This window comes from Paenibacillus sp. J22P165, assembly GCF_059692015.1.
In genome coordinates this window covers 414,761-429,211 of the sequence record NZ_JCAUAP010000004.1, presented here as the reverse complement: position 1 = coordinate 429,211, position 14,451 = coordinate 414,761, and the positions used below count along the sequence as shown (strand labels likewise).

The 14,451-nt window shown below is 45.0% G+C and carries 10 protein-coding genes; 1 reads left to right on the top strand and 9 read right to left on the bottom strand.

The features are described 5' to 3' along the window. Positions 1-60 precede the first annotated feature (60 nt). From AC58QM_RS12145 to AC58QM_RS12105, 9 genes are all read right to left on the bottom strand, one after another. The gene (locus AC58QM_RS12145; RefSeq protein ID WP_497284206.1) at positions 61-3,621 is read right to left on the bottom strand and encodes a polysaccharide lyase 8 family protein; all 3,561 of its coding nucleotides are present in this window, start codon (positions 3,619-3,621) and stop codon (positions 61-63) included. A gap of 102 nt (positions 3,622-3,723) precedes the next feature. Beyond that, positions 3,724-5,397, bottom strand: a complete 1,674-nt coding sequence (locus AC58QM_RS12140; protein WP_497284204.1) for an extracellular solute-binding protein — start codon at positions 5,395-5,397, stop codon at positions 3,724-3,726. Between the two features lie 124 nt (positions 5,398-5,521). Next, a complete protein-coding gene (locus tag AC58QM_RS12135; protein ID WP_497284202.1) occupies positions 5,522-6,397 on the bottom strand; it encodes a carbohydrate ABC transporter permease in 876 nt (291 codons plus the stop codon). A gap of 53 nt (positions 6,398-6,450) precedes the next feature. Next, complete coding sequence (locus AC58QM_RS12130) at positions 6,451-7,437, bottom strand: ABC transporter permease (protein WP_497284200.1); 987 nt, start codon at positions 7,435-7,437, stop codon at positions 6,451-6,453. Positions 7,438-7,619: 182 nt separating this feature from the next. After that, positions 7,620-9,164, bottom strand: coding sequence for an alpha-L-rhamnosidase-related protein (locus tag AC58QM_RS12125; protein WP_497284198.1), 1,545 nt, complete (start codon positions 9,162-9,164; stop codon positions 7,620-7,622). 60 nt (positions 9,165-9,224) lie between these two features. Further along, entirely contained in the window at positions 9,225-10,364 is a 1,140-nt protein-coding gene (locus tag AC58QM_RS12120; RefSeq protein ID WP_497284196.1) for a glycoside hydrolase family 88 protein, read from the bottom strand. 349 nt (positions 10,365-10,713) lie between these two features. Beyond that, entirely contained in the window at positions 10,714-11,127 is a 414-nt protein-coding gene (locus tag AC58QM_RS12115; protein WP_497284194.1) for a MerR family transcriptional regulator, read from the bottom strand. Beyond that, positions 11,128-12,108, bottom strand: coding sequence for an aldo/keto reductase (locus AC58QM_RS12110; protein ID WP_497284192.1), 981 nt, complete (start codon positions 12,106-12,108; stop codon positions 11,128-11,130). Positions 12,109-12,208: 100 nt separating this feature from the next. Next, positions 12,209-12,793, bottom strand: a complete 585-nt coding sequence (locus AC58QM_RS12105) for a TetR/AcrR family transcriptional regulator (RefSeq protein WP_497284190.1) — start codon at positions 12,791-12,793, stop codon at positions 12,209-12,211. 237 nt (positions 12,794-13,030) lie between these two features. On the opposite strand from AC58QM_RS12105, the gene gdhA reads away from it, so the two are divergent. Next, positions 13,031-14,401, top strand: coding sequence for an NADP-specific glutamate dehydrogenase (gdhA, locus tag AC58QM_RS12100; protein ID WP_497284188.1), 1,371 nt, complete (start codon positions 13,031-13,033; stop codon positions 14,399-14,401). Positions 14,402-14,451 lie beyond the last annotated feature (50 nt).

Sequence of the window (14,451 nt, the reverse complement as noted above, 5' to 3'; positions counted from 1 at the left end):
CCAACCATGAAGAGGAGCTTATGACTGAACAAGATGTTAGGCTAACTCTAAGTGAAAACCTTATGGCATATAGCTTACCTTAGCATCATCAACGCTCATCGAGCTAGCGTTGCCGCCAATGGATGAACCCAGCCTATCGACCTTGGTCAACCCGGAATAGCGATAGTTCCATTGTGAGCCTCTCAGTTCGCCATTCACATAGACATCGAATTTTTTCGTCGCTGTGTTGATGATGACTTTCAGACGGTATGGTTCACCGTTCGTAGATGAGGTCAGAATGTTCGTTTGCGTGCCACCGTTGTAGCCCCAGATCTTGCCGTTCTGCATGATGAGTTGAGCGGCAATGTTGCTTGAAGTGAGACTGCTGTCCGAGACGACTAACGCATTCTTCCAGTTGTTGTCATCAGCCGTCACAGTCGCTTCTGTAATCACCGTGCTGTTTGCCGGTACGGTAAAGGCGTGATACGCTTCGGCTTTTCCGCTGGTGGACGTTGTTGTTAACTTAGCGGCTTTGTTCGTTCCACTCACCGTCTGCACCACACCTGTATTTCCAGTGACGCCGCCGTTATCGAACACCCAACCGTCTTGCCCGTTCAAATTACCGAGGGTCAAGCCGTCAAATTTCTCATCGACGAGGGAAGTTAACGTCAGCGGCTTATACGCTACTTTCACATCATCCACGCTCATCGAGCTCGCATTGCCAGCGATAGAAGATGAAACTTTGTCGAGCGTGGCTACCGTCGAGAAGCGATAATTCCAGCCCGAGGCGAGCAGCGCATCATTGACATAGACGTCATATTTTTTCGTAGTCGGATTAATGACGACCTTCAAGCGGTACGGCTGACCACTCGCAATCCCCGTTAACACATCGGTTTTGGTGCTGCCGTTATAACCCCAAATTTTTCCGTTTTGCATAACTAATTGTGTAGCTACGTTATTGGAAGTCTGGCTGTTGTCTGAAATAATAAGGGCGTTCTTCCAATTCGTATCATCGGCTGTTACTGTTACTTCTGCTGTGATATAGCCGTCTTGAGGAGCATTAAACAGACGAGAGGCTTCGGCGCTTCCACTTGTAGAAGCTGTCGTTACTTTCAATAATTTGTCCGTGGCAGAGCCATTGTCTTTCTGCACCACAACGGTATTCGCAGCCACGCCTGCGTTATTGAAAATCCAACCATTTTGACCTGTCAGATCGCCAGGCAGCATGTCGTCAAAATCTTCATTCACCGTATAGCCTGCAATTGGAACTCCGGTTGGTGTTGCAAAATACGCCTTGATGCTTTTGCCACCAGCGCCGTTCACATTGACAGTGAGAGTGGTCGTACCTCCCACAGTGCTGGTTGTAATCCGGGAATCCTTATAAGCCACGGGTCCCAGAGGTTGTGTAAGCGTAAGTTGAATCGTTCCCGTATTGGATAGCGTTGGGTCGGATACGGAAACTTCAGTACCGTTCTCTCCCGTGCGTACCATAACGGATGCCTTCTTGTTGCTAGTCACTCCGCTCACCGTTTTGGAAGCATCATTCCAGAAGTTGATACCTAGAATGCCCAGCGCATTTTCCTTCACAGCTTGCGCTTCTGCGGAGTTCTCAACGACCGTGATGTCCGGATTTGCCACATACGCGTCCAACTCCCCGCTGGACTTGCCTGGCAGCGTTACATAAGCATAGGTACCGCCCGTCGGATTCGTGCCGTGATCGAACCAGAAATTCACGTAGTTGCGTGTATAGTTCGTCAAGTAGGCTGGATCTGCAGAAAGGTTAACGCTATACCAATTGTCTGTTCGTGCCTCGCGCACGCCTTTGATTGTCGATGCTGTCGGGAAATAGTATCCGACATCCGATCCTGCCACACTTCCAGCCAAGTGAACCTTGTTCACGCCAGTCATCGTTTCGGTCCAACCTAGCGCGGTTGATTTAGCCGTACCATTGACCGTCAGCGCATTGTTGCCGTTGCTGTTCAGCTTGCGATTTTCAACGATGGATTCCACAACCTTGTTGTCTGTGGATGTAATGCCTGCGCCTAGACTGACAATTTCATCATCAAACTGGAACCAAGATTTCTTCGCTGTGAGATTGTAGCCATTGGCGGTGTATTGCATCCCCGTAGCTCCGTACAACCCTGAGATCTCCGTACCGCCAACCCAAGAGTTCGGATTTTTCGCATTGGCAGTTGCCGTTGTGTTCTGATTAACGGTCGTACCAGGCAAGCGATAGCTATTTACGGTAGGCCAATAATTATCCTTATACTGGGTCAAATCGGCATCATAGAGATACGTCATTCCGTCACCTGTATGCCAGCCTTTTACATTCTCATTGTTAATGAGTTCATAATTCCCGATTTTGTTCGAAGACATGCTGATACCAAAAGCAAATCCTGGTCTCAGGTGGATCGCTCTAGCCATGTTCGGGTATTGTTTATTCTTGACAATCGCATCTCTTATCGTAACCGAAGGATCGCTCATGATTTGTTTCGCTTGCACGATAGAGCTAATCATCACTAAATCAGAATACTTGGTTGGTGACGTAGCCTCCGTCATCCATTTTTTAACCATCGATTTAAACGCTGCGCGATCATCGGCGGAAGGGGCGGACAACGCCATCCTAGCCACAGCAGCACCTAAGTTCCCCATCGACGTTAATCCCAGATCATCGTTTCCTTTTCTTGACATGTTGCGTCCTTTGACCATATCGACCATAGATGTATTATAAAATAGCGGTTCAAAAGCATTATAGATCCATTGATAAATGTTATCGACATCCGGGTCTGTAACATCCCATGTAGAACCCGCGATGATATACATGACCTTCGTCAAATTATCAATCAAGTTAATCCCATAGCCACCGTTATAAGCAATGAGGGCCGTATGTTGTAGGAACGATCCATCGCTATACATGCCTTCACCAGAAGTCACATAATCGAATACCGAACTAAGCTGGTCTCGACCTACAATAATCTTTGCACTGTTCTTCGTAATAATGCCGCTCATAATTTTAATGTTGCAAGCCCATACACGATTTGCGCCAGTCAGACCTGCACTCCATTGAAGCGCCTGATAATCGATCACCGCATGCCAATTGGCAATCTGCGTTGCAGTTAAACTGGCATAAATCCAAGTTGTAATGTTGTTGATTGCGAGTGGTGAGGAAATTTGCCAGTCAAACCAATTGTCATAGCCTCTATAAACGACGCTCGTATTATATCTGTTCGTGTACATCCAATCCATGCCGCTAATAATATCAGCTAACATGGCGGAGTTGCCTTGCAGAGAGGAGCCTCTCGTTACATAAGCTAGCGTCATCGCCTCTAAACGTGCGTAGCTTCCGGAAACATGCTCTGATTCCGTCGTCGTGGCCAAATCGCTCCACAGATACGTTCTTCCCGCGCTTTTATTCAGCGTATCCCAGTTGGTTTGTGCAGCCGTCGTAATATTCGTGATCTTGCCGCTAATGTCTGGATCCGCTGGATCGTAGCTCGGGCCACCCATCGTAAAATCATAAAACTTCGCTCGCAACGTGTCATACTCGTCTGCCGCATAGGCAGGGTTCATTGGCAGTGCATTTAAGGTAACCATCATAGCCAGAACCAATAAAAGCGCTTTCAATAAACGTGATTTAATCATTAATAATCCCCTTTCATAGTAAGAAAATGCTTCCTTCCCGAACAGAGTTGCTGCAGGAAGGAAGCTGATAAAACACATGATGATTAATTCATTTCTAATTTCTTATTTCGTCAACAATTTGTAGTAATCTTTCGTGTAAATAACGTCTTTTTTGTTATCTGTGTAGGCTTTTGTTAAGAAGTCATCGACTTTCTTACCGCCGCCTTTTTCCCAAGCATCTTGCGCATCTTTCATCGCTTGGTCAACGGTGTAACTTGCTCCACCTACAACAGCTTTTGTATAAATGTTGATGAGTGTATTTTTCAATGTGTTCTTAATTACTGTCAAATCATCTGGCAATGTAACTGGCAGCACGATCTCGGAAGTTGTTGGACGATCTGGCGTGATATAAGCTTCTCTACCTTGCTTAACTAAGTCGATATACGCTTTATCGTTCGGTTTGGAAGGATCCAATGTGTTCGTGTAGTCCACACATTTGCCCATTGTGCCTGTTTGAGACATCATTTGAAAATCGCCATTCCAGTTCAACTCTTTTTTGTTTTTCTCAGCATCAATTGGTTTCGGGCAACCATCTACCATCTTGTAGTGAACGCCTTCTGTACCATACATTAACGTCTGTTGCACTTCTGGCTTCATCAACCAATCCACATATTGAACAACAGCTTCTACGTTTTTCGCAGTTGCATTAATTGCGGATGTAAATTGCATTGGAACAGCACCAGCTGGTGAGAATTGACCGATTTCAGACTTCGGAAGCGGTAGGATCGTTACCTTCGCATCTGGATTATTTTTCATCAACGTGGTGTAAACGTCGAAACCTTTAGCGCCTTCCAACACGTCAGAACCATAAATACCAAGTTTGCCGTTAACCCAATCCTGTTTTGCTTTTTCCATGTTTTTATCTGTGAACGTATCTTTATCAACAGTGCCAGCATCATAAAGTGCCTTTCTAAATGCTAGATCTGCTTTTGGACGATCCCATGTGCGAACATATTGATCGTTGATCAAGTGATAGGATGTAACCATCCCTAATGTCTCATCACTCGCTTGACCTAATTGATAGAAATAATCTACGTCAAAGAAAGTCGAACCAAGTGTATCCTTCTTACCATTGCCATCGGGATCTTGATCTGTGAACGCTTTCGCAACTTTCAAATACTCTTCAGTCGTTTTCGGCATTGGAAGCTTCAATTTGTCTAACCAGTCTTGGCGAATCATCACATAGTGATTAGCTGAGAATGGCAACGTACGACCCATGAAGAACGTTTTCCCATTATATCTCGTTAATTTTTGCAAGGACTCGTTGCCCGCGATCATTTTTTTGTAGTTCGTGGAATATTTCGAAATCGCATCATCCAACGGGATAATTTGCCCTTTGGACGCCAAATCCTTCATGTAAGGATTCGAGAATTCCATGATTAGGTCAGGTGCTTGACCAGCTGCGAACAGCACGTTCCACTTCTCCGAAGAGTTCGTACGCGGAACAGGGATAAACTCAACTTGTACAGGTGCATTTTCATTGATCCACTTTGTCCAACGGTTATTGGTAATCGTACCTTCACCCTCAGGTACGTTGTTACGATCATAAATGGAAACCGTAATTTTTGGCTTAGGGCCAGCCGGTTTCGCACTTGCCGCAGCTGTGCTTGCAGCGCCTGGCGTCGTTGTAGCGGTATCTGTCTTCTTATCGGATGCACAAGCTGTTAGAAGTGCTGTGCTTGAGAGTACTAGAGCTAAAGATACGGACGTTGCTTTCATTTTGCTGATTTTCTTCATATGAATACGTCACCCCTTATGATATGTACGTGCAATTTTTAGATAACCCCAATATTTTCATATCCTAGTACAACTTAGCCTACCATGTTTAGCGCTGCACATCACCCCTTTCAAAGAATTACCATTATCCTTTTACAGCACCAATCATGACACCTTTGACGAAAAACCGTTGCAAGAATGGATACACAATTAACATTGGCAATGTCATCACAATGACACCTGATGCTTTTACACCTTCCGGCGTAATCATTGCAGCCATTTCAGGCTGTGTGTTGGTCAGCTCTTGCATCAAACTTTGGTTCTGAATCATTTGCTGAACGAGTACCGCTAAGTTCAACTTACTGGAATCATTAATGAAAATCAGGACGTTCATAAAGGCGTTCCAGTGAGCAACTCCGTAGAATAAAGTTAACGCAGCTAGAACTGGCAATGACAATGGCAATACGATTTGAATGATTAAGCGCCATTCGGAGCAGCCATCAATACGCGAAGCTTCCTCCAACTCTTCCGGCAAACCTTCGAAAAAACTTCTCAAAACCAAAAGATTGTACACCGTGATTAAGCCAGGCAGCCACAGAGCGCCGTAACTATTGATAAGCCCTAATTTTTGGACCAATAAATAGGTAGGAATGAGACCCGCTGAGAAGAGCATGGTGAAAATAATGGCGAATGAATAAAATTTGCGTCCGATAAAATAACGTTTCGACAAGGGGTAAGCTGCTAGGATCGTGAACACCATGTTCAAGCAAGTTCCTACAACTGTAATAATTACGCTATTGGTGAAATCCTTAATGATTGGGCTTTCCTTAAATAGTGCTCTATAGCCATCTAAGCTAAAGTTTACTGGCCAAAAGCTGACCATGCCCGACATTAGCGCATGCTTATCACTGAGTGATAACGCAAAGATATGCACAATTGGCAACAAACAGCTGAGACCGATGATGAATAACACTATATAGTTGAGGGTGAAAAATACGTTCTCTCCTCGTGTATGTTTCATAAGCTTCTCCTTCTTAACTTAGTCAGTATGTTGTTCGTATTCTGCGAATTTGCCTACCATAAGCCTTGGCCGAAGTGGCGTGCAATGCGGTTAGCTGCCAGTACCAAGATGAGTCCTACTAAAGATTCAAACAATCCCATGGCAGTTGCAAGGCTGAAGTTCGCTTGCTGAATACCAATTTTGTACATAAAGGTACTAATGACCTCGGATATATCAAGGACGGCATTATTCTGGAGAACGAAAACTTGATCAAAGCCTAATTCCATCAAATGTCCGATTTTCAGGATTAACATAATGATGATCGTTGGCATAATGGCAGGCAATGTAATCTTAAATGTTTGCTGCCACTTATTCGCGCCATCTATGCTTGAAGCTTCATATAAGCTTTGGTCAATCGCTGTAAGCGCTGCGAGATAAATAATCGCGTTCCAACCCGCTTCTTTCCAAACACCCGCTGCTAGAAAGATCGCAGTCCAGGAACCTTCTTTATATAAGAACGGGTACGATTCGCCGAAAATCCTTTCAACCACATGGCTGAGTGTACCTGTACTTTGCGAAAATACCGTTACGACGATGCCCCCAACGATGACCCAGTTGAGAAAGTGCGGCAGATAGACCAGCGTCTGTACCAGTCGCTTAAAGGCCATCTTCCTAACTTCATTAAGCAGCAGCGCTAGTATAATTGGCATCGGGAAACCAATAATGATGCTTAACCCACTCAGTTTTAACGTGTTCCACACGATAGCGAATATTTGTTTCGTCTGGAAAATCATTTTAAAGTTATCGAAAGCTGCCCATGGGCTGCCCCAGATCCCTTTAATGAAGCTGTACTTCTTAAAAGCAATTACGAGTCCTGTCATCGGATAATATTTAAAAATAAGGAAGAAAGCGATGACTGGCACAAACATGATGTACAACGGCAGGTTCTGTTTTAATATGCGTTTGCCATACTTCCTTACTAACCAATTACTTTTGGTTTTTTCTGACGTCGCCTTCTGACTAACCATGGCGGATGTTGAAGGCGGGTTCGCTTGACTCATCGGTGTCACTTCCCTGCTCTGTAATTTGAACTCATCGTACCTGCTCTTCCGTCATCTGTACAATATACATGATTTCGATCAGTTAACAGGCTGATAAACCGCGGTTTTCCGCTGTCCGATATACATTTTTTTGGCGATATACATGTGTAAAATGCTTGATATATCTGGGCTTTCATTCATCGTCAAACAAAATATTTTCTTACAAAATACGTGGGTGTGCAGCTCCAAGCATGGCAATAACTATTAATCAAATTACTTCCATAAGGAGAAAATGATTTATCCGAAGGATTATACAACTCCCAGAAGCAGTCCGCTCCATCCTCGATCATACCTCCCCAATAGTCATGCATTCGTTCTAATGCTCGTTCGCTATTGCCACTCGAAATTAACGCCTCAATGAGATGATGGTACATGTAAGGTGTGTTAATCGGAATTGCGGTTGGAAACTTATTCATGTTCTCCAGCAATGCCGCATTCTTCTCTTGGCTTTGCACCTCAGCAAGGACCATCCAGATCTGTGAAGCCCACGAGACTTGAGCGTCACTTCCACTAATAAAGACCATTTTCTCCGTATCCCATAAATACATCAATGCAGCTGAGGTTGTAGCCTGGATGTAACTTTCCAATTGGTTACATTCATCAAACATCATCAGCTCATTAGCTAATGTTAAGCCCCGTTTTAAACAATAGATCAGCACCGCTTGTGCGGATGCCTGTTTGTTCAAATCTTGGTGCCAATCAATGAAGCACCACCCGGTTGCATCATCTTTTACCAAGTTATTTTGATCCAGTCGACGCAATCCGATTCGAAGCTGCTCCCACGCAATAGGCCACAGTTGTGAAAGTGTTTCTTTATCACCACTCGCGAAATAATAATCATGGAGTGTCGCTACAAACAACAGCGAATAATCATACAGAAGTGTGTCATCCACATGCGGATGTGGCTTCTCGAACACACAGGCGCCAACCTCGCCTCCGTCCAGTCTCATCCCAGCAAATAAATATAAGCAGCGTTTAACGAGATCGTTATTTCCAAAAGTCTCATAATTAGCTAACGCTTGCAGCCGCAAATCTCCTATCCAAAGTCTGCGATCACGCTTAGGACCATCTTCGAAAACAGTTTGCATGCAATCCGCAAGTGTCCGAATGCCAATATGATCCAATTTCTTCAATTTCAAACTCACGTGATCCGGCAAAGGCATTAGCCTAGTGACATCCGCAGAAGTTACTGTCCTACAACTAATCTCTGTAAATGCCACTTTATATTTCGGAGAAGTATCCAGCACCATCACCTTCATATAGCGGAAACAATATCGTCTAGGGAGTTTGATCACCGCTGGAAGTATATCGACATAGAAAGTTTCTTCCTGCAACCACGTGCGACTTAACCAACCTTGATAGTTCTCGAAAGGCTCTGCCACTTCACAAGGCATTTCGCCAAAGATGAGCTTCAATCCGAGCGGTGCATCTGGAGGGCTGCCAACAGCTGATATTCCTAATGTAATATATCCCACTCGATGATCGCCAAAGTCCAAGGTAAAGCTGTCATCTTTAACAAAAGTCATAGCCTTGATCTCTTCGAAGCTCTGTACATTCCGAACGCCCCACCCTTGAAAGGCATTGTCATCTGCGTAAACCTCAACAGACGCCTCCGGTATGACCTCAGCTTCATAAAGCTTCGGTTGTAATGCTTCTGCAACATCCACAAAATTCTGACTGATTTTCAATTCCAGTAGACTCCCTTCTTTCCCTATACTGAGCCAGACGTCATGTCATCGGGGGAGTATTTAAATAGTACAACTCAACGTACCTGCTGCCCCTCGCTCCCAGAAAGATGCGTATCCTCTAAGTTTCGCCAGTGCTTCCATATAGTAATAATCTCCGTAAATGAGCGGTTTATTGATATTCTGATTCATCGGCACGTTGCCCGTACCAGAGAGTAAGATCGCTTCCTCGCAATCGTCAGCAACATAATGATTGGATAGAGATTGCAAGATCGCACACGCCTGTTCCTTATAAAAGAGGGCCCGGTCGCTATCGCATACTTCTGCAAGATCGAGCAGTCCGCTTGCCGCAATCGCTGCGGCACTAGTATCACGCGATGCCCCCTCAAAGGTAGGCAATCGGAAGTCCCAATATGGCACCTTATCCTCAGGTAAGTGTGAAAGGAAAAATGCGGCCGCATGCTCCGCTGCTGCCAGCAGGTCTGCACGGCCCGTATGACGGTAGCTGAGCACCGAGCCATAGATTGACCATGCCGACCCCCGTGCCCATGCGGACTCTTCCGCATAGCCTTGGCCGCCCAGAGCGCCGGTGCGTTCACCCGTCTCCGGGTCGAAGCAGACAATATGATACGCGGAGCCATCCGCGCGAATAAACTGCTTCGCAGCCATTCCGGCGTGCGCCTCTGCCACATGTTTAAAGCGCGGGTCGCTCGTTTGTTGTGACGCCCAGTAGAGCAACGGCAAATTCATCATGCAATCGATGATTGCCCATCCTACACGTTCCGAGTTGTTCCATGCGCGGATGAAGCTCCCCTTGATGTTGAATCGCCCCGCCAAGTGGCTGGCAATCTTCAAAGCTCGACGTTTGGACTGCTCGTTGCCGGTCAAGTGCCAATTCGCGATCGAAGTTAGCGTCCACATGAAGCCCATATCATGATCGAGAGGTTCATACGCCTCGATGACCGTATCCATTTGTGCTTCACAGCTCTCTGCCAAGAGGCGCAATTGTTCATCTTGGCGATCTTGATAGATGAGCCACAAAATACCTGGCCAGAACCCTGCCGTCCAGTAATGCGGCGAAGTTAATTGAAATTGACCCTCGTTCGAGCCGTGAGGAAATGCTGCACCTACTCGAAGGCTTGTGTTCTTTACTTTGCGGACACCTTGTTCCCAGGCGTCTCCTATCCATTGTTCTTGTGTCATTTTCTCTACACTCCCTCTTCGTTGAATGTCCCAAGCATATCTATAGGAGGCCGCTAGCTCAATATACATGTTTTCGTTGGATTAACAACAACATGAAACAGGCGCCATACAAGGGAAATACCCTTGCGTGGCGCCTCATGGCAGGTGGGATTTTCAAATAACTGGATAACATACAGTTATTTTCAGCTGAATCTTATCATTACCTATACTAGCTGGAAAATATACATCTATTTTCATGAATAATTGCCGATTTCGGCAACACCAATCAAAACAACTACATAATTTCCATCAAATACTAAAATTTAGCTTGAAAGATTGAAATTAACATCAGGTTTTCCAGTTAATTTTTTTAGCTTAGGTCAGTTAGGAATGCTGGTTGTTCATGCGCTCTACTTAACGTTTTCTCTTTGGCGACAATAGTCTGTTCATATCTAGAAATTTTATGATCTAACCGTTCAAACACGTTCTTCATTTCTTCCATTCTTGTAAGTAGCTGCTCCCGCTGCTCGATCAAGAGTTCTTTTCTAGCCTCTAGGGTTTCATCGCCTTGCTGAAATAATCCAACGTACTGAATCAAGGTTTCAACGGGGAGACCTACGCCTCGCATACATTTGATAAATTCAACCCACTTGCAATCTTCTTCCAAATAATCTCTTATCCCATTCTTATTGCGGTTCACTCGTGGAATAAGCCCGATTCGTTCATAATAGCGAAGCGTATCCTGAGATAATTCATACTTTTGGCTTACTTCCGCGATCAGCATTTAGACTGCACCCACTACCCGATGCGGAACGTACTGTTCTTCTAGCGAAGCAATTTCCTCCGGGGTTAGCGTAACGGATAGCGCATCTACCGCATCATCCAGATGGGAGTTTTTCGTAACGCCGATAATCGGAGCCGTGACTGGTTCCTTCTGCAACAACCAGGCAAGTGCAATTTGTGCCCGAGGAAGGCCTCGTTTTTCAGCAATGGCTGCAAGTCGCTCTACAATCGGGAGATCCTTGCTTGCAAACGCATCATATTTGGATTTCTGCGCTTGGTCGGTTTCAGAACGATGCGTCGTTTCCGACCAATCACGTGTTAACCTTCCTGATGCGAGTGGGCTGTAGGGGATCACACCAATCTTTTGATCCTTACAAAGCGGCATCATCTCCCGCTCCTCTTCGCGGTAAATAAGGTTTAGATGATTCTGCATCGATACAAACCGGGTCCACCCATTATTTTCAGCGACATGTAAAGCTTTCTGAAACTGCCAAGCGTACATCGCAGAAGCACCAATATATCTTGCTTTTCCAGCTTTCACAACATCATGCAGAGCTTCCATCGTTTCTTCAATAGGGGTATGGTAATCCCAGCGATGGATTTGATAAAGATCTACATAATCCGTACCTAGTCGCTTAAGGCTCTTATCAATCTCACTCAGAATTGCTTTTCGGGAAAGACCAGCCCCATTGGGACCTTGATGCATACGGAAATGAACCTTCGTCGCGATGACTTGCTCATCCCGATTCGCATAATCCTTCAGTGCTCGTCCAACAATTTCTTCGCTAGTTCCGTCCGAATAAATATTAGCCGTATCAAAAAAATTGATACCGAGCTCTAATGCCCTTTTGATAATAGGCCGACTGTTCTCCTCATTAAGGACCCAGGGATGCGTCCACCGCTCAGCAACACCAAAGCTCATACAACCCAGACTGATTCGCGATACGTCCAAGCCCGTATTTCCAAGTTTCACATAGTCCATCTTCGTGTTCCTCGCTTCCAATAAATCGTTTTTTCTACCTCTTCAGTCTACTCCTTGGAGTTAACTCCAAGTCAAGATAAGGTTTACCTCGTTCCTATCCTCATGACAATGAACGCATCATGGTAAACTGCTTTGCAAGAAACTCCGGTGTATAGGGCATATCCTTTCGGAGCCAAGAAACAATCGTTCCAATTAAGGCCGAAGAACCGTACCAGATGGCAATATCCTTTTGAACACCATTCGTAGTTAACGCAGAGTCTCCACCCATTCTTTCTATTCTTAAAGTAATTAAGTCCGTCAGCAAATTTAACAATCGCTCCGTAAAGATTGGCGTACGTCTGGACGCAAGGATGACTTTATAAAACTTAGCATTCTCTGCAAAATGCTCAAGCAAGTTCACCAGCATCGACCAATCATCTTCTTCGGTCATAGGTTGAATTTCTGAGGATATGTTCAAACTACGATGAATGTCCTCGATCATGTCATCTGCTATTTTCTCCATCATGTCCGGGATGTCCTTATAATGAAGATAAAAAGTAACGCGGTTGATTGTGGCACGCTCTGCGATCCGATTCACGGAAATTTTCTCAATATCCATCTCCTGAAGTAACTCTACAAAAGCATCTTTCAGCAATTGACGTGTGCGAATGACTCGCGGGTCTGTACGTGTTGTTCGATTATCCATATATCTAATGTCCTCTACTCTTACATGATTATTGGGTGAAACATGTATTTATTTACGCCATTTTAAAACATGTAAATTATACTACAATCTGTAAATTTAGTCTAATGAGCACTTTATTCACATCAATTAGTAAGCTTACATGACATGTAAATTTTGATTGCCCAATTGGCCGGAATAGGGTAAAACTATACTAATAACTTTTTACTCTATTTTAAAATTGTGAAGGTGGATGACAGCGTGTTAGTTCAAGTGGACAATGATGTAGCAGCAAGAGAATATGTAAATCGCATTTACGAAACTGTAGTCAAAAGAAACCCCAATGAGACAGAGTTCCATCAAGCTGTGAAAGAGATTATCGAGTCATTGATTCCGGTTCTCTCCAAGCAACCGAAGTATATCAAACACGGCATTCTTGAGCGTCTTGTAGAGCCTGAGCGTTTAATTACGTTCCGAGTACCTTGGGTAGATGACCAAGGCGTTACACAAGTGAATCGCGGTTTCCGTGTTCAATTCAACAGTGCAATTGGACCTTACAAAGGTGGCTTGCGTTTCCACCCATCCGTTAATGCCAGTATTATCAAATTTCTTGGATTTGAACAAACATTCAAAAACTCCCTTACAGGTCAGCCAATTGGCGGCGGTAAAGGCGGCTCCGATTTCGATCCCAAAGGCAAGTCTGACAATGAGATCATGCGTTTCACCCAAAGTTTCATGACAGAGCTTTATAAATATATCGGTCAAGACACAGACGTGCCAGCTGGCGATATCGGCGTAGGCGCTCGTGAAATTGGTTACATGTTCGGACAGTACAAGCGCATTAGCGGCGTGCATGAATCTGGCGTTCTGACAGGCAAAGGTATCATCTATGGCGGAAGCTTGGGTCGTACCGAAGCAACTGGCTATGGTTGTGTGTACTTTGTGAATGAAATGCTGCAAGCCCAAGGACTAAGCTTTGAGGGTAGCACTGTCGTCGTCTCCGGTTCCGGTAACGTTGCCACTTACTCCATCGAGAAAGCGGTTCAGCTAGGTGCGAAAGTCGTCGCATGCAGCGACTCCAACGGCTACATTTATGATCCAAAAGGCATTTGCCTTGAGACGGTTAGACGTCTAAAAGAAGTTGAGAGATCCAGAATCAGCGAGTATGTCAAAGAACACCCTCACGCATCCTACCATGAAGGCTGTAATGGCATCTGGACGATTCCGTGCGATATCGCGCTTCCTAGCGCCACACAGAACGAGATTAATGAGGATGCTGCTAAGATTCTTGTTCGCAACGGCGTCAAAGCTGTCGGTGAAGGTGCAAACATGCCATCGACTCTAGAAGCCATTGACGTCTTCCTACAAGCAGGCGTGCTATTTGGGCCGGCTAAGGCAGCTAATGCAGGTGGAGTTGCCGTATCCGCGCTTGAGATGTCACAGAACAGCATGAGATACTCCTGGCAGTTCCATGAGGTTGACGATAAGCTTCATGCGATCATGAAGAATATCTACAGAAGCGCTGTCCAAGCTGCTGAGGAATATGGCCATCCAGGTAACTTTGTCGTTGGCGCTAATATTGCAGGTTTTACCAAAGTGGCAGATGCTATGATCGCTCAAGGTGTTGTTTAAGAAGCGAAAAGCTAGCCATAGTTAAAGTACCTAACATGTCTTTTGTTGCT

Excerpts from the sequence above, each read along its gene's own strand:
- AC58QM_RS12110 (WP_497284192.1), bottom strand. The coding sequence starts at position 12,108 with ATGGACTATGTGAAACTTGGAAATACGGGCTTGGACGTATCGCGAATC.
- AC58QM_RS12105 (WP_497284190.1), bottom strand. The coding sequence starts at position 12,793 with ATGGATAATCGAACAACACGTACAGACCCGCGAGTCATTCGCACACGT.
- AC58QM_RS12120 (WP_497284196.1), bottom strand. The coding sequence starts at position 10,364 with ATGACACAAGAACAATGGATAGGAGACGCCTGGGAACAAGGTGTCCGC.
- AC58QM_RS12145 (WP_497284206.1), bottom strand. The coding sequence starts at position 3,621 with ATGATTAAATCACGTTTATTGAAAGCGCTTTTATTGGTTCTGGCTATG.
- AC58QM_RS12140 (WP_497284204.1), bottom strand. The coding sequence starts at position 5,397 with ATGAAGAAAATCAGCAAAATGAAAGCAACGTCCGTATCTTTAGCTCTA.
- AC58QM_RS12130 (WP_497284200.1), bottom strand. The coding sequence starts at position 7,437 with ATGAGTCAAGCGAACCCGCCTTCAACATCCGCCATGGTTAGTCAGAAG.
- AC58QM_RS12135 (WP_497284202.1), bottom strand. The coding sequence starts at position 6,397 with ATGAAACATACACGAGGAGAGAACGTATTTTTCACCCTCAACTATATA.
- AC58QM_RS12115 (WP_497284194.1), bottom strand. The coding sequence starts at position 11,127 with ATGCTGATCGCGGAAGTAAGCCAAAAGTATGAATTATCTCAGGATACG.